Genomic DNA, 15,865 nt, shown 5'->3' with positions numbered 1-15,865 from the left:
GCGTGCCCCGGGGCGAACGACTAAGTCCGCCGGGCGTGCTCTGTCCTGTCATGACCACGCACGTCGTTGTCATCGGAGCCTACGGCAGCGCCGGCGTCGCGGCGGCGCGAGAGCTGGTCGACGAGCCGGACGTGAGGCTGACGCTCGTCGACGACGGCGAGCCCGGCGGCGGGCTCTGCATCCTCCGGGGGTGCATGCCCTCGAAGGAGGTGCTCTCGGCCGGCGAGCACCGGTTCCAGGCCCGCCACGACCGCCGGGTCGAGGGCGTCCCGGACGTGGACCTCGAGGCGGTCGTGGCGACCAAGGACGACCACGTCGAGAACTTCGCGGAGCACCGCCGGGCGGCGGTCCGGAAGCTGGCCGACCGCGACGGCGTCGAGCTGGTCCGGCGGCGCGCCCGGTTCGTCGACGACACCACCGTGGCGGTCGGCGACCGCGAGATCGAGGCCGACTACGTCGTCGTCGCGACCGGGTCGACCGTCACCGTGCCCGACCTGCCCGGTCTGGGAGAGGTCGACTACTCGACGAGCGACGAGGTGCTCGACGCGACCGAGTTCCCCGACTCGGGGGTCGTGATGGGGTTCGGCTACGTCGGCCTCGAACTGGTGCCGTACCTCAGCGAGGCCGCCGAGATGGACGTCACCGTCGTCGAGCACGACGACTACCCGCTGGACGAGGCCGACGATGTGTTCCGGGCGGCGCTGCTCGACATCTACCGCGAGGAGTTCGACGTCGACGTGCTGACGAACACCCGCGAGCAGTCGGTCGAGGCGACTGGCGAGGGCGGCGTGCGCCTCCACGTGAAGCGCGGCGGAGCGCCCGGCGGGCGGCGCGAGACCGTCGAGGCCGACGAGCTGTTCCTGTTCACCGGACGCCGACCCGCGGTCGACGACCTCGGACTCGAGAACACGTCGCTCGACCCGGGTCGGGCGTGGGTCCGGGACACGATGCGGGCCCGCGGCGCCGAGCGCGTCTTCGTGGCGGGCGACGCTAACGGCCGCGAACCCATCCTCCACGTCGCCAAGGAGCAGGGCGCGCTCGCGGCCGAGAACGTGCTCCGGCACCGCGACGGCGAGGAGCTCGAACCCTACCGCAACGTCCACCACCACGTCGTGTTCTCGGGGCTCGGGGTCTACCCCTACGCCCGCGTCGGCGCCTCCGAGTCGGCGCTGGCGGCCGAGGACCGCGACTACGTGGCGGTCGTCCGCGAGGCGAGCAGCGACGGCGTGTTCGCGACCAAGGCGGTGCCCGGCGGGCTGGCGAAGCTGGTCGTCGACGCCGACGACGGGACGGTCCTTGGCTATCAGGGGCTGCACTACCACGCCGACGTGATGGCCAAGACGATGCAGGTCGTCGTCGAGACCGGGATGGACGTGCGCGACGTGCCCGACCGGGCGTTCCACCCGACGACGCCGGAGATTCTGGACGGGCTGTTCCGGGAGGCGACGGCCGAACTGGAGTAGTCCGCCCCGAACGCGTTCGGCCCCGGAAATACGTGCTCGCGGGTCGCCACTCTACGGGGGGAGTGGGAATGGTAAAACGACGCGCGACCGACCGACGCACAGGCTCCGGAACCGACACCGCCGGTGGCGACGCCGCCACCGGAAGTTGCGACTCCGACACCGAAACCAGCGGCCTCCGGTCCGCGCCCTCGCGCCGACAGTTCCTCGCGGCGTCGTTCGTCGCGGGCGCGCTCGGCGTGCCGGGCGCGAGCGCCGCAGCCACGGGCGACGGGGGCGACCGGCAGTCGAGCGACGCCGAGGCGTTCGCGACCGTCGAGTTCGGGAACCAGTACACCGACGGGACCGACGTCACGGTCGGCTCGACGACGGTCTCCGCGGGCGGATGGGTGACGTTCCACGACACCAGCCTCTTCGAGGCGAAACCGCTGGAGAGCGTGGTGGGCATCTCGGAATACCTCGAGCCCGGCATCCACCGGGAGGTGCCGGCGACGCTGTTCGACGTGCCCGGCCGGTCGTTCGAGCGGTCGCAGCTCGAGGGAACCACGCCGCTCATCGCGATGCCCCACCGCGACACGAACGACAATCAGCAGTACGAGTTCGTCACGAGCGAGGCCGAGCAGGACCCGCAGTACCTGCGCGCCGAACTCCCGGTCGTCGACCTCGGGTTCGCGACCGTCGGCGAGGCGTCGGACGGAGGCGCGGCGCCGTTCGCAGCGCTGGACTTCGAGAACCAGGCCGTCGAGGACGACGCGGTCACCGTCGAGGACGTCGTGCTCTCTGACGGCGGGTTCGTCGCGCTCCACGACGTCCGCCTGCTCCGGGGCGAGGCCCTGGAGAGCGTCGTCGGCGTCTCGGAGTACCTCGAGCCGGGGGCACACGACGCGGTCGAGGTCGAACTCGACGACCCGAGCGCGGTCGCGGGCGTCGAGTTCCCGCCCGCGCCGCCGCTCGTGCCGATGCCCCACCGGGACACGGACGGGAACGAGGAGTACGACTTCGTCGAGAGCGGCGGCGAGGACGACGGCCCGTACGTCGCTGCCGGTCAGGCGGTCGTCGACATGGGGTTCGTGAAGATCGGCGAGTAGCGGTCCGCGCCGCCCGGTCGCGGCGCGGTCGACGACCCGAACCGCGGTGGCTCAGGCGTACTCGTCGGGGTCGTCCTCGAACGCCCGGCGGTGCTCCTCGCTGCAGAACTGGTAGGTCTCGCCCTCGTACTCGACCTGGGCCGCCGCGAACGCCTCGTCGCGGTAGTCGCTCTCCCCGGGATTGGCCTTCTCGACGTCGGCGCCGCAGACCGCGCACTGTGCCATCGCCGGGGGTACGTCGACCCGCGTCGAAAGGATTGGGGCCGGGGACGGCGGCGGTTCGAGCGCTCCGCGCGAGAAAGATACAGCGGGGGAGCCAGCCGCAACCTATTCGTAGCTGTGCGCCGAACGTCATGTTATGGCAATCCTGGAGATAAATCTGGAGAAGCCCGCGCTCGTCGAGGAGTACCAGTACCCGGACCGGACCCCGGCCGGCACGCAGTCGGCCGACGAGTCGACGTCGAGCGAGGGGTCGACGTCGGCAGACGAATCGGCGTCGTCGGGCGGCGGCAAGGGCAAGCTGGTCGGCCTGCTCGCGGTCGCAGCCGGCGTCGCCCTGCTCGCCTGGAAGCTCAAGAGCGGCGGGAGCGAGCAGACCGACTTCGACGAGTTCGAGAGCGACGAGGAGTACGACCACGGCCCCGAACCCGAGATCGGCGGCGACGAGAGCGGCGGCGCCAAGCGCAAGGTCGCCAGCGCGCTGGGGCTGGCGACCGCGGTGGTCAGCCTCGTGGCGGTCGTCCGGAAGCGCCGGAGCTGAAGCGTTTTCTTCGCCGTTTTCCGGTGGTGATTCGGGCTCTCTTCGATGCTGCTTGGTGAGCCGCCGCCACTGAATCTGTTACTACCAGGGAGCTAGCTACTGCCGTCACCTGTGACTACCGCCCCGCACAGCGACCGCGAGAGCCTCGTTCCTCCCCAGCCTCCTGCGGTGCTCGGCCTGTGGCCTGCGCTCCTCGTCCACCGTCGGAAGCAAGCTCCGACGAGCCTTCGGTCACTTCGTTCCCGAAGACCTCGCACGCATGGGCGCGGCGCACAAGAGCGCCGCGCCAGTGCGCGCCGGACCGGAAACTACCGTCTCGCCCTCGCCAGTCCACCGGTCCCTTTCCCGACACGTGATCCGACGATTTCGCCCAAAATGCCGACGAACGAGGGATTTCGGAACTGTCGCGGCGTCGTCCGACTGGCAAGAAAACTTAAATGGTCGGTGTGAGTTAAGCGAAGTAACTGAGTACCATGCCGACGACGACCGAAAATTACGACCTGAGCGACCTGCGTCGCCTCGCGGACCCGGACCGCGAGACCCCCGCGGTGTTCGACGACGGCGCGGACCTGCCCGCGTCGCCCGAGGAGGTGTTGCGCCACAGCGAGCGCGACGAGCTCGTCCGGCTCCAGAGCCAGTTCTCGGCCGCGGGCGCGCTGCCCGAGAAGCCCTACCTGGAGGCGCTGCCCGACCGGTACAGCACGGAGGTCGTCGTCTTCGAGTGGCTCGACCTGCTCATCAACAAGGCCGGCTTCGAGAACACCGGCAACGCCCTGGCGTACTACGAGGAGGTCGGCTGGATCACCGAGCGGGTCCGCGACGACCTCCGGGAGTACATGCGGGGGTTCTCCGAGGTCGAGAGCTTCGACCCCGACAAGCCCGGCCCGGCCGACCTCGACGTCGACGACCACGTCCTGAGCCTGGTGTACGTCGCGCGGCTGGCCTCGGTGTGAGCCGAGCGGTCCCGACGCCGCGCGTCGACAGTCTAATCACCGCCCGATTCCAAGCGTGACACTATTGTTCCGGCAGTCTGTAGAACGGGCAACGGAAACGAGAGACTGGGTATGAGAGGCCACAGCGGACAGCCGTCCGGCGGCGACCGGGAGTCCCCGAGCGCAGACGTCGGCGAGCAGTTCTTCGAGGGAATGGTCGCGGCCGCGAGCGACGCGGTCCTCACCGTCGACGCCGACGGGACCGTCGTCTACGCCAACCCGGCGGTCGCGGACCTGCTGGGCTACGACCCGGCGACGCTCCGGGGCCGACCCGTCGAGGCGGTCGCGCCCGAGCGCCACCGCGACCGGTACCGCGAGTGGTTCGTCGGCCGCGCTCGCGCCGAGGGCGGCGCCCGGCCCGACGGGGCGCGGAGCGCCGGCGAACGCCCGCCCGACGAGATGGCGACCGACGGCGAGCGCCCGCCGGCCGACGAGACGGCGACCGCCGACGCGGACCGCGAGATGACGGTGCTGACCGCCGACGGCTCGGAGAAGCGGGTCGCGGTCTCCGGAGCGGCCCACGGGAGCGACGGCCGGTCGCTGTTCACCGCCTTCCTGCGCGAGGCGCCCGACGGTGACGAGTCGAGCGACCGCGACGGGTCGGGCGCGCGCCGCCGCGAGGAGGACGGGGCGCTGATCGAGGAGATATTCGACACCAGTCCCATCGCGCTCGCGGTCCGGGACGCCGACGGCGAACTGCTCCGGGCCAACGAGCGGGCGACCGAACAGCTCGGAGTCGGCGCCGACCGACTGCCCTACGACGCGACCGACGCGGACGACGACGCCGGAGAGTCGCGGGTCTACGACGCCGACGGCGAGCGCCTCTCGAAGGACGAGATGCCGGTCGGCCGCGTCGTCGAGACCGGCGAGCCCGTCTACAACGAGGAGTTCGTCGTCGAGCGACCGTCGGGGCGGCGGGTCCACCTCTCGGTCAGCGCGACCCCGGTCGAGACCGACGGCGAGGTCGAGCGGGTCGTCACCGCGGCCGAGGACGTCACCGAGCTCAAGGAGAGCCAGCACGCGCTCGAGCGCCGCCGCGAGGAGCTCGAGACCGAGCTCTCGGAGGTGTTCACCCGCATCGCCGACGCCTTCTTCGCGCTCGACGACGACTGGAACGTCACCTACGTCAACGAGGAGGCCGGGGAGCTCCTCCGGCTCGACGAGTCCGAGATCGTCGGCGATAGCATCTGGGACGTGTTCTCCGAGGCGGTCGGCACCACGTTCCAGCGCGAGTACGAGCGGGCGATGGAGACCCAGGAGCCGGTCTCGTTCGTGGAGTACTACCCGCCGCTGTCGACGTGGTTCGAGGTACGGGCCTACCCCTCCGAGAGCGGCCTGTCGGTGTACTTCCGGGACGTGACCGAGCGCAGGGCCCGCCAGCAGCAGCTCGAACGCTACGAGACCATCGTCGAGACGACCGACGACGGCATCTACATCCTCGACGACGAGATGCAGTTCACGATGGCCAACTCCGCGCTGGCCGACATGCTGGGCTACGCGCGCGAGGACCTCCTCGGCCGGTCGGTGTGGGAGGTCGTCGACGACCGCGAGGAGCTCCGGAGCGACGTCGACGAACTCATCGAGGAGCAGGTCGCGGGCGACCGGACGTCGACCACCGTCGAGGTCGACGTGCTGACCGCCGACGGGGAGACGTTCCCGGCGGAGGCCCGGTTCGTCACCAGACCGACCGACGGCGGTCGCGAGCACATCGGCGTGGTCCGGGACGTGACCGACCAGAAGCGCCGCGAGACCGAGCTCCGCGACCGCATCGACCAGCAGGAGGCGGTCTCGAAATTCTCGCGTCACGCGCTCGAGGACCGACCGCTCGACGACCTGATGGACGAGGCGGCCGAGCTGGTGGCCGAGACGCTCGACCAGGAGTACGGCAAGGTGCTGGAGCTGCGGCGCGACGCCGACGACCTGCTGCTCCGGGCGGGGTACGGCTGGGACGACGATGTGGTCGGCGAGGTCGCGTTCGACACCGAGCGGGGCTCGCAGGCCGGCTACACCCTGCTGTCGGCCGAGCCGGTCGTGGTCGAGGATTTCGAGAGCGAGGACCGGTTCGCCTACCCCGACCTGAAGGCCGAGCGCGGGATGATAAGCGGCGTCAGCAGCATCATCGGCTCGCCCGCCGACCCGTGGGGCATCATCGAGACCCACGCGACCGAGCGCCGGGAGTACGCCGACTACGAGGTCCAGTTCGTCCAGAGCATCGCCCACATCCTCTACACCGCGGTCCGCCGGCGGCGGCGCCAGCACCAGCTCGAACAGTACGAGACCATCGTCGAGACGGTCGAGGACGGCGTGTACGCGCTCGACCCCGACGAGCGGTTCGTGATGGTCAACGACTCGTTGTGCGAGCTGACCGGCTGGGACCGCGAGGAGCTGCTTGGCGAGCACGCGTCGGCCGTCCACAGCGACGAGATAAACGAGCGGGCCGCCGAAATGAGCGAGTCGGTCGCCGACGACCTCGGAAGCGCGGCGATAGAGTTCGATCTCCGGACGAAGGACGGCGGCATCGTTCCGGTCGAGACCCGGTTCGGGCCGTACCGGTACGACGACGAGTCGGTCGCCCGGACCGGCGTCGTCCGGGACGTCACCGAGCGCAAGCGATTCGAGCAGACGCTGACCGCGCTCCACGAGTCGAGCCGCGAGCTGCTCGGGCTCGAGACCGCCGACGCGGTCGCCGAGTCGGTGCTCCGGACCACGACCGACGTGCTGGGCATCTCCGGCGCAGGCATCTACCTCTACGACGGCGAGGCCGAGGCGCTCGAACCGGCCGCGGTCTCGGACCACGTCGCCGACATCTTCGGCGAGATGCCGACGTTCGGACCGGGCGACGACGCCATCACGTGGCGGGCGTTCGCCGACGGCGAGACCGTCGCCTACGACGACGTCGCGGAGACCGACGCCCCGTACCGCGACGACACCCCGCTCCGGAGCGGCGTCTGGATCCCGCTGGGCGACCACGGCGTGCTGGCGGTCGTCTCCGAGGCGGTCGACGCGTTCGGAGCCCGGGAGCAGGAGCTGGCCGACCTGCTGGCCGCGACCGCCGAGGCCGCGCTCGACCGTGTCGAGCGCGAACAGGAGCGCCGCGAGCACGAGCGCAGGCTCGAGGCCCAGAACGAGCGCCTCGACGCGTTCGCCAGCATGCTGGCCCACGAGCTCCGCAATCCGCTGGAGATCGCCCAGATATACCTCGACATGGGCGTGACGGCGGCGGTCGACGAGGACGACGACGGGTCGGCGTTCGAGGAGGTCGAGCGGGCGCTCGACCGCATCGAGGAGATGATAGAGACCCTGCTGGTGGTCACCCGCCGGGGCGCGTCGGTCGACGGCACGGAGGTCGTCGACCTCGGCGAGAAGGCCCGCGAGTGGTGGGACGACCTCGACCCCGACGGCAGCCTCGTCGTCGAGACCGACCGCCGGCTCCGGACCGACCCCTCCCGGCTCCGCCAGCTCCTCGAGAACCTCTACCGGAACTCGGCGGAGCACGGCGGCCCCGGCGTCACGGTCCGAATCGGCGACCTGGAAGGCGGGTTCTACGTCGAGGACGACGGCCCGGGCATCCCCGAGGACGAACGCGAGGAGGTGTTCGAGCCGGGTTACTCGACCAGCAACGTCGGCATCGGGTTCGGCCTCGCGGTGGTCGAGCAGCTGGTGCGGGCCCACGGCTGGGACTGCGAAATCACCGAGAGCGAGTCGGGCGGCGCGCGGTTCGAGTTCACGGACGTCGACGTGGTCGAGGAGTGAGGTCGGTCACTCGCGGTCGCCGTCGAAATCGGCGTCCCCGCGACCGGTCCGGTGGTCGATTTCGGTCACGCTCGCGCGCCAGTAGCTCGAATCGCCCTCGGGCAGGTTCCACTCCACCTCGGCGGCGGTCGGAATCTCCATCCCGTTGCGCTCCCGGTAGTCGCGGAAGTAGCCGGTCCACGGGACGAAGGCGTCGTCCTCCGCCCGGTAGCGCCCCTCCGCGTGGACGCGCTCGACCCGATTTCGGTCGTCGAAGCGGAAGACCAGCGACGCGGTCGTCCCGCGGTCGGTAACTGTCGCCCTGGCCGACCGGTCGTCGACGGCCTCCCAGGTCACGCCCCGCCCCGGCAGCAGGGCCGTCGGGAACCAGACCGCCTCGGCCAGATACCGAAGCAGTTCGCCCTCGTTCAGTGCGGGACTCGGCTCGGCCTCGGCGACCGGAATCGCCCCGAGCACGGTGGCCCGCAGCGACCCTTCGCCGGCGGCGTAGGCGTCGACGACCCGGGTCGAGACCAGCGGGAACAGCTCGATCTCGGCGTCCCAGACGAACCCCGGCGGGTCGACGGTGAAGTGCTGGGTGGCCGCGAGCGGTTTCCACGACCCCGTCGCGCCGCCGAGGCGGAACTCGCCGCGCTGCTCCAACCGGACCGACCGGACGGACGGCTGGCCCTCGTCGAGGACGGTCTCGAAGTACCGCCGGACGGGGTCGGGGAGTCCGTCGAGGTCGTCCGCGGAGAAGGTTTCCCCGGAGCGGCGGTCGGCGGCCGAGAGCAGGTCGTCCACCCGGCGAGCTACCGTTCGGTCGCGGCGGAACTCGGCGACGCGAACCGCGGCGGCCCCGGCGCCGAGCGCGCCGAGGAGTTTCAGGGCGGCGTTTCGTCTCATGGTAGAGGAGTGGACCGCTGTTTCAAAGAACGCACCGCTCGTCGGTCGTGTCGGTAGAAGTGGGCCCTGACGGATTCGAACCATCGACCACTCGGTTATGAGCCGAGCGCTCTCACCAGACTGAGCTAAGGGCCCGACACCAAGACGTTTCCCGTCCCGCCCTTTTAGCCTATCGTTTTGCGGGATAGTGGAATCGTCGCTTCATTATACGGTGAGTTCCCCAAGAGTAAGCGACGTCCTCAGAACGCGGACCGTTCCGATTGGCTCGAAAATCGCTTCGCGATTTTCGACCGTCGCCAGGACTCGAACACGCGGTCGGAGCAAAGCACCTCCCTGCTCGCAGGTTCGCGCTGCTCACCTGCGAACGTCCAGACGGTCCGGGTCGCTCACTGCGTTCGCTTCCCGGGCGTGCGACTGGCCTACCCGAGTCTGGCGAGGTTGCGTTCACACGGGTCGCGGACGACCCGTTCCACTCGTCGTCGTTGCTCGCCGAGAGAAAGCGCCGTCGCCAGGACTCGAACCTGGGACCACCACGTTAACAGCGTGGCGCTCTACCAGCTGAGCTACGACGGCATCCCGCTGCATTCGTGCATATGCGAGAGTCATTTGATAGGGCTTTCGCTTTGGACCGGACGCCGTGATGCGTTCCCACGGTGCGGGCGGGCGATTCGCGTCGCCGGCGACCGCCGGAGGCTCGATGCTCACCGGTCGGCGCAGGGCCGGACTCCGCCCGGCGGGCGAGACGACACGTTTTCGGCCGAGGGCCGAGAATCTCCGGTCGATGACCGGCGAGGACGACGAGTTCGAGGAGGTGGTGGCCGCGGTGCGCGAGCGAATCGACCCCGACGAGCGCGAGCGCGCCCGGATGCGCGAAGTCGCGGCGGCGCTGACCGAGCGCGCCGAGGAGGCCGTCGCGGACCTGCCGGTGGACGCCGACGCGATCCAGGTCGGCAGCACCGCCCGCGGGACGTGGATCAGCGGCGACCGCGACGTCGACCTCTTCGTCCGGTTCCCCGCCGACGTCGACCGCGAGGAGCTGGAGTCCTACGGGCTGGCGGTGGGCCACGCCGTCCTGCCGGGCGGCCGCGAGGAGTACGCCGAGCACCCCTACGTTACCGGCGAGTACGACGGCTTCGACGTCGACCTCGTGCCGTGCTACCGGCTCGACGCCGCGACCGACATCCGGTCTGCGGTCGACCGGACGCCGTTCCACAACGAGTACCTCGCGGCCAGGCTGGACGACGAGCTCGCCGGCGACGTCCGGCTGTTCAAACAGTTCCTCAAGGGCATCGGCGCGTACGGCAGCGACCTCCGGACCCGGGGGTTCTCGGGCTACCTGACCGAACTGCTGGTCCTGGAGTACGGTAGCGTCCGGGACGTACTCGCGGCCGCGGCCGACGACTGGCACCCGCCGGTCCGGTTCGACCCCGAGGACCACGGCCGGGTCGAGTTCGACGACCCCCTCGTGGTCGTCGACCCGACCGACCCCGAGCGCAACGTGGCGGCGGTCTGCGCCGCCGAGAACGTCGCGCGCCTCCAGCACTACGCCCGCGAGCTGCTCGAGGAACCGCGGGAGAAGCTGTTCTTCCCCGACCCGACCGAGCCGCTCTCCGCGAACGAGGTGCGCGAAGAGGTCGAAGCCCGCGGGACGACGCCGGTCGCGGTCCGGTTCGAGGCCCCCGACGTCGTGGAAGACCAGCTCTACCCCCAGCTCCGGAAGTCGCTGGCCGGGATTTGGGACGGACTCGACCGCCGGGGGTTCGACGTGCTCCGCGCGACGACCTTCGCCGACGAGTCGGCGGTCCTGTTCGCCGAGCTCGAGGTCGCCGAGCGCCCCGCGGTCGAGCGCCACGAGGGGCCGCCGGTCCACGTCCGGCAGCACGCCGAGGGGTTCTACGGGAAGTACGCCGACGAGCGGGGCTCATCGAGCCCCGCGACGCGGTCGCAGGACGCAGACGGCCCGAAAGCGTACGGCCCCTTCGTCGACGGCGACCGGTACGTCGTCGAGCGCGCCCGGGAGTTCGAGACCGCCGAGGACTTCCTCCGGAGCGACGCCCTCCGCGACGTGGCGCTGGGGGTCAGGGTCGAGTCGGCGCTGGAAGACGGCTACGACGTGCTGGTCGGCGACGAGGTCGCGGGGCTCGCGGGCGAGTTCGGCGCCGAACTCGCCGGCTACTTCGACCCCCGGCCGTGACCCGCTCCGACCGCAGCCGCGACCGGGGCCCGACCGACCGACGCCCGCACCGGGTCGTCGTCGGACCGGCAGCGGGCGTAAAGCAAGGGCTGCTGGGCCGCGTAGTGGAGGGCTAAGAGCGCGTACGGCTTCCGTAGCCGGGGGTGTGCACCGGTCGGGGCCCCTTAGCGGATGTCAGTTCGAGATAAGATGCGCGTTCCGCAGCGGCTACGGGAGCCTATATCGCTAACCGAATCCTACGGCGAGACGCCGGCGCTCGACCCCGACGAAACCGACGCCAACCTTGATACGGCGCGACGTCGTGGTGGATTTCGATGTGGCGAACACTGTTCGTCGCTGCCCTCCTCGTGCTCGCGGGGTGCGCCACCGTGGCGCCCCGCGACGGGGCGGACGGGGGTTCGGTGGACCGGCGGGCGTTCGCGCCGGGGGAGACGCCGGATCGGCCGAATCCGTGGGGGGAGCGGGAGCTGACGGTCGCGATCAACAACACCGCCAACGAGTCGCGGAACTTCCGGCCGCTCGTGCAGCGCGCGCTCGACTTCTGGGCGAACAACAGCACGCGCTACGCCGGGTTCCCCCTCGACTACGAACTCGACCCCAACGCGTCGGACCCCGACCTGGTCGTCGAGTTCGTCGACGGCATCGAGTCGTGCGCCAACGTCACCGACCCGGCGGGCTGCGCGCCGTACGTCACCCACCGCGGGCAGATCTCCCGGCCGGTGTCCGTCGAGGTTCGGGGGTCGTACTCCAACGAGTCGACGCTGCTCATCCTGAAGCACGAGCTCGGCCACACGCTCGGGCTGAACCACTCCAGCGAGCCCCGGTCGGTGATGGCGCCCTCGTCGGCGCTGACCTCGCTGCCGCGGCCCAACGCCACCGAGCGTCGGCTGCCGTGGGAGGACGCCAACTTCTCGGTGTACCTCGACGCGAGCGAGGCTGAAGACGCGGCGGCGGCCCGCGCCCAGGTCCGCCACGCCCTCGACTACTACGCCGGGGGCGCCGACGGGACCGTCCCCGCGAACGTCTCGTTCGAGTTCGTCGACGACCGGAGCGCCGCCGAGGTGGTGGTGACGCTCGACGACGACCTGCCCTGCCGGACCGGCGACACGGGCTCGTGCGGCCGGGTCCGGGGCGTCGACCCGGACGGCGACGGCGCGCTAGAGCGCTACGACACCCTCCGCATCACGGTGGGCGGCATCGACACCGATGCGGTGGGCTGGCACGTCGCCTACTGGCTGGGCTACGGCTTCGGCTTCCAGGAGGATTCGGAGTGGCCCGCGCCGCTCCGGGGCGCGACCTACGACGAGCGGCGGAGCGACTGGTGGGACTCGTAGTCACTCCCGGACCGCGGCCGTCGACGCGTCGCCGCCCGGCGCGGCCCCGGCCGCGAGCGCGCCCTCCGCCGCGTACAGGACCCCGTAGGCGAGCGCGGCCGCGGCCCCGATGAGCGCGTCGTACCGGCCGGCGACCCCCGGCGGGAGCCACCGCGCGCCGGTCGCCAGCACGTAGTTGGCGGGCCAGAGCGCGCCCGACGGAGCGCCGGGCTCGAACGACCACCGGACCGCGACGGCCAGCGCCGCGCCGCCCAGGAGGCCGGCGAGCAGGCCGTGACCCACTCGGCGCCGCCACGGTCCCGCGGCGAGTCGGCCGGCGAGGTAGCCGCCGACGAACCCGCCCGCCAGGACGCCGGCGAAGGCGGGCCAGCGTACCCCCTCGGGGAGCTCCACGGCCGCGGCGAGCGCGGCGAGGGCGGCGTCCGCGCCCGCGCCGACCAGGATGGCGTCTCTGTCCACGTCGGAGCGTTGGCGCCCGAGACGGTAAAGTACCGCCATCGCACCACAGACTTTTCAGAACCCCAACCGAACGTCGACGTATGGACGTGCGAAACCAATCGAAGCCCGCCACGCTGCTGGGCGCGCTCGCCGCGGTCGTCGCGGTCGTCGGCTACGTCGGCTTTGGGTGGCGGTTCGGCGGCGACTCGGACCCGGTCGCGCTCGCCCTCGCGCTGGTCTGCGTCGCCGCCGCGGTGGCGTTCACCCTCCGCGGCGACTGACGGACGGTCGGCCGGACGACGGGACGTGGCCGGACGGTCGCCACCCCGAGAGACGAGCCGTTAGGCCGGCCGCGTGTCAACGCTGCGACGACAGTGCAGCGTCTCGCCCTCCAGTTCCGGATGCTCGCCGCCGTACTCGGCCTGCTGGCGGTCGGGGTCGGACTGCTCTGCGTGGCCGTCGTCACCGGGGTGGTGCTGGTCGCGACGTTCGTCGCGCGGCCGGCGGCCGACGTCGCAAACCCCTGGATGGTCAGCCTGCTGGTCGGCAGCTGCCTCGGCGTCGTCGGCTTCCTCGCGCTCTCGGTCCGGGAGCTCCGGCGCGCGGACTCGCTGGTGACCCGGCGGTTCGACGCCCGCGACCCGACCGACGCCGAGCGTCGCGGACGACGAGGAGTACCGGGTCGGGTCGACCGGTCCGTCGCTGGTCGGTCTCCGGAAGCGCGCGCTCGCGACCCATCCGCCGGTCGAGAAGCGCGTGGCGCGACTCAGAGACCTGACCGACGAGACGTCCGACTGAGAATCAGCCCGGAAGCCGTCCGCTCGTTAGCCCTCGAAACCGTCCTCCCACCGGAACCGGCCGTTCCGCTGGACGACCTGCACCCACCTTTTGTCTCGTTCGCTCGGCTCGGGGCTTCGCCCCCGCCTCGCTCACTCGCAAAATCTGGACCAAAAGGCGGATAGCTAGCCCTCGAAACCGTCCTCCCACCGGAACCGGCCGTTCCGCTGGACGACCTCGCCGTCGATCTCCAGTCGCGAGTCCTCGCTCACGTCCGTGATCATGTCGACGTGGACCGCGCTCTGGTTGCCCTCCTCGCCCTCGGGCAGACACGACGAGTAGGCCCGACCGACCGCGAGGTGGACCGTGTCGCCCATCTTCTCGTCGAAGAGGATGCTGTCGGTGAACCGGTCGATGCCGCGGTTCATCCCGATGCCGAGTTCGCCGAGCCGGCGGGCGCCCTCGTCGGTGGCGAAGACGTCGTCGAGGGCCTGCTCGCCGACCTCCGCCGACCAGTCGACGACCTCGCCGTCCTCGAACGTGAGGCGGACGTCCCGGATGCGGGCGCCGTCGTGGGTCATCGGCACGTCGAAGTACACCTCGCCCTCGGGGTCGTACGGCGCGGTGAACACCTCACCGCTCGGGAGGTTGTGCGAGTCGTAGGCGACCGACGCGGCGCTGTTGACCGCCGTCCGGTCCGCGATGGACATGGAGAGGTCGGTGTCCTCCTTGACCAGGCGGACCTCGCTGCCCGCGTCGAGCAGGTCCTTCATGTTAGCCATCTCGTCGGCGAGGCTCTCCCAGTCGCGCAGGACGGCGTCGTAGACGAAGTCCCGGTACTCCTCGTAGCCCATGCCGGCGTCCTGGGCGTGGGCGCGGGTCGGATGGACGGTCGAGACCCAGTCGGTGTCCATCCGGAGCTCCTTGATGCGGGTCCGGGACTTCTTGTACGCCGAGCGGCGTTCGCCCGGCGCGGCGGCCTTCGCGGCGGTGTTGGTCTGCCCGCGGAGCGACAGCACCGCGTCGGCGCGCTCGAGCATCGCCACCTCGAAGTCGGGGTCCTGTTCGAAGTCGCCTTCGTGGCTCCCCACGAACGCCGCCTCCACCTCGTCGGAGACGTAGGTCGCGAGGTAGTTCGCGCCCCGCTCGCCCAACTTCTCGGCCACGGCGACCGCGAGGTCGTGGGCGCCCTCGTCGACGCGCAGCACCACGTCGTCGCCGGCCTCGATGCGGGCGCTCCAGTCGACGAGCACCGCGGCGTGCTCGTGGATTCGCTGGTCCATGCTACTCGGGTGGCGCGTCGCGGTGAAAATTGCGACGGTTCCGGAACGACCGGGGCGGCACAGGGCGCGGAGCGACGACGGCGCGGGGAGCGGGCGTTCACCGGAACTCGATGCGCCAGTACAGGAACCGCTTCGCGAACGCGCGCCGGTGGTCGAACCCGCAGTTCGGACGCCGGAACCCGCCGTTCTGCTCGGCGTCGACCGGGTGGACGTACCCGTAGTCGTTCCGGCACTCGCGGCCGCCGTACGTCTCGGCGAACGCCGCCGAGAGCTCCCGGAAGTCGTGACCGCTGAGATGGCGGCGTCCGTCTTCCTTCAGGCCCCGGCCGTTCCCGACCGCAGTTCCGCGTCGCAGAACGGGCGGTCGAACCGGAGGTCGGTCTCGAACGCGGTCTGCGGTGTCATTCCTCGTCGAGGACGGTCAGAACGTCGTCGAGCAGTTCGCTTCCGCGATACCGGACGGTCTCGGTCCGCGAGTCGAAGTCGACGACGCCGGCGTCCGCCAATCGCGGAAGGGTGTCGTGGTGGAGTCCGACCAGCACGGTGTCGCGGTCGACGGCGTCGGGGTCCCGGTCGAGCACCCGGTCGGCGAGACCGTCGATCGACAGCACCGTCTCGTCGGTCGCGTACAGCGTCTTCAGGGCGTGGCGCCGCCGTTGATCGCGAAGGAGGTCGAACGCCCGGTTCAGCGTGCAGTCGTCCGCCGCATCGAAGTTCGGTCCGGCGTTGCGTTCGTTTCCACCGACTCCGGAATCAGCGTCAGACATGATGTGTACTTACCTCCGGACACGGAAACCCTTACGAGATTTTCACGCCCGCCCGGGTATTGATTAACCGAGTGAACCAATCGTTTCCGCGAACTGGCCGACACGGAGCGCGAGTGGACCACGGGTACTGCGTC

General features: G+C 70.8%; 13 protein-coding genes and 2 tRNA genes. 8 read left to right on the top strand and 7 right to left on the bottom strand.

Translation table 11 applies throughout. The features are described from left to right. Positions 1–50: 50 nt before the first annotated feature. Together DVR07_RS18175 and DVR07_RS18170 are read left to right on the top strand one after the other, a co-directional pair. Positions 51–1,463, top strand: coding sequence for a dihydrolipoyl dehydrogenase family protein (locus DVR07_RS18175; RefSeq protein WP_115798720.1), 1,413 nt, complete (start codon positions 51–53; stop codon positions 1,461–1,463). 68 nt (positions 1,464–1,531) lie between these two features. Next, a complete protein-coding gene (locus tag DVR07_RS18170; RefSeq protein WP_115798719.1) occupies positions 1,532–2,548 on the top strand; it encodes a DUF7282 domain-containing protein in 1,017 nt (338 codons plus the stop codon). Positions 2,549–2,599: 51 nt separating this feature from the next. Here DVR07_RS18170 and DVR07_RS18165 read toward each other — a convergent pair whose 3' ends face one another. Beyond that, positions 2,600–2,773, bottom strand: coding sequence for a YHS domain-containing protein (locus tag DVR07_RS18165; RefSeq protein WP_115798718.1), 174 nt, complete (start codon positions 2,771–2,773; stop codon positions 2,600–2,602). A gap of 133 nt (positions 2,774–2,906) precedes the next feature. On the opposite strand from DVR07_RS18165, the gene DVR07_RS18160 reads away from it, so the two are divergent. The 3 genes from DVR07_RS18160 (at position 2,907) to DVR07_RS18150 (ending at position 8,053) form a co-directional block, all read left to right on the top strand. Further along, positions 2,907–3,308 (top strand): hypothetical protein, encoded by a 402-nt coding sequence (locus DVR07_RS18160; protein WP_115798717.1) that lies wholly within the window; start codon positions 2,907–2,909, stop codon positions 3,306–3,308. A gap of 473 nt (positions 3,309–3,781) precedes the next feature. Further along, positions 3,782–4,261 (top strand): FlaD/FlaE family flagellar protein, encoded by a 480-nt coding sequence (locus DVR07_RS18155; protein WP_115798716.1) that lies wholly within the window; start codon positions 3,782–3,784, stop codon positions 4,259–4,261. Between the two features lie 111 nt (positions 4,262–4,372). Further along, a complete protein-coding gene (locus tag DVR07_RS18150; protein WP_115798715.1) occupies positions 4,373–8,053 on the top strand; it encodes a PAS domain S-box protein in 3,681 nt (1,226 codons plus the stop codon). 6 nt (positions 8,054–8,059) lie between these two features. Here DVR07_RS18150 and DVR07_RS18145 read toward each other — a convergent pair whose 3' ends face one another. From DVR07_RS18145 to DVR07_RS18135, 3 genes are all read right to left on the bottom strand, one after another. After that, entirely contained in the window at positions 8,060–8,938 is an 879-nt protein-coding gene (locus tag DVR07_RS18145) for a DUF6920 family protein (RefSeq protein WP_115798714.1), read from the bottom strand. A 60-nt stretch (positions 8,939–8,998) separates the two neighbouring features. Then, positions 8,999–9,073 (bottom strand) — tRNA-Ile (locus DVR07_RS18140). 365 nt (positions 9,074–9,438) lie between these two features. After that, positions 9,439–9,511 (bottom strand) — tRNA-Asn (locus DVR07_RS18135). Between the two features lie 208 nt (positions 9,512–9,719). Between DVR07_RS18135 and cca the strand changes: the two genes are divergently transcribed. Then, entirely contained in the window at positions 9,720–11,132 is a 1,413-nt protein-coding gene (gene cca, locus DVR07_RS18130; protein ID WP_115798713.1) for a CCA tRNA nucleotidyltransferase, read from the top strand. 314 nt (positions 11,133–11,446) lie between these two features. Beyond that, positions 11,447–12,466, top strand: coding sequence for a matrixin family metalloprotease (locus DVR07_RS18125; RefSeq protein ID WP_115798712.1), 1,020 nt, complete (start codon positions 11,447–11,449; stop codon positions 12,464–12,466). Here the strand turns inward: DVR07_RS18125 and DVR07_RS18120 are convergent, their stop codons facing one another. Continuing rightward, positions 12,467–12,925 (bottom strand): hypothetical protein, encoded by a 459-nt coding sequence (locus DVR07_RS18120; RefSeq protein WP_205254563.1) that lies wholly within the window; start codon positions 12,923–12,925, stop codon positions 12,467–12,469. An 80-nt stretch (positions 12,926–13,005) separates the two neighbouring features. Here DVR07_RS18120 and DVR07_RS18115 point away from each other — a divergent pair, with 80 nt between their 5' ends. Then, positions 13,006–13,185, top strand: a complete 180-nt coding sequence (locus tag DVR07_RS18115) for a hypothetical protein (protein WP_115798711.1) — start codon at positions 13,006–13,008, stop codon at positions 13,183–13,185. Positions 13,186–13,866: 681 nt separating this feature from the next. On the opposite strand, the gene DVR07_RS18110 is transcribed toward DVR07_RS18115, so the two are convergent. Both DVR07_RS18110 and DVR07_RS18105 read right to left on the bottom strand, forming a co-directional pair. Then, positions 13,867–14,964, bottom strand: a complete 1,098-nt coding sequence (locus DVR07_RS18110; RefSeq protein WP_115798710.1) for an aminopeptidase — start codon at positions 14,962–14,964, stop codon at positions 13,867–13,869. Positions 14,965–15,365: 401 nt separating this feature from the next. Beyond that, positions 15,366–15,731, bottom strand: a complete 366-nt coding sequence (locus DVR07_RS18105) for a DUF7344 domain-containing protein (protein WP_115798709.1) — start codon at positions 15,729–15,731, stop codon at positions 15,366–15,368. Between the last annotated feature and the right edge of the window lie 134 nt (positions 15,732–15,865).

Origin of the sequence: Halorussus rarus (assembly GCF_003369835.1) — an archaeon.
GTDB classification, from domain to species: Archaea; Halobacteriota; Halobacteria; order Halobacteriales; family Haladaptataceae; genus Halorussus; species Halorussus rarus.
Note: the sequence above shows the minus strand (reverse complement) of the source record. Positions and strands in the feature narration are given on the sequence as shown.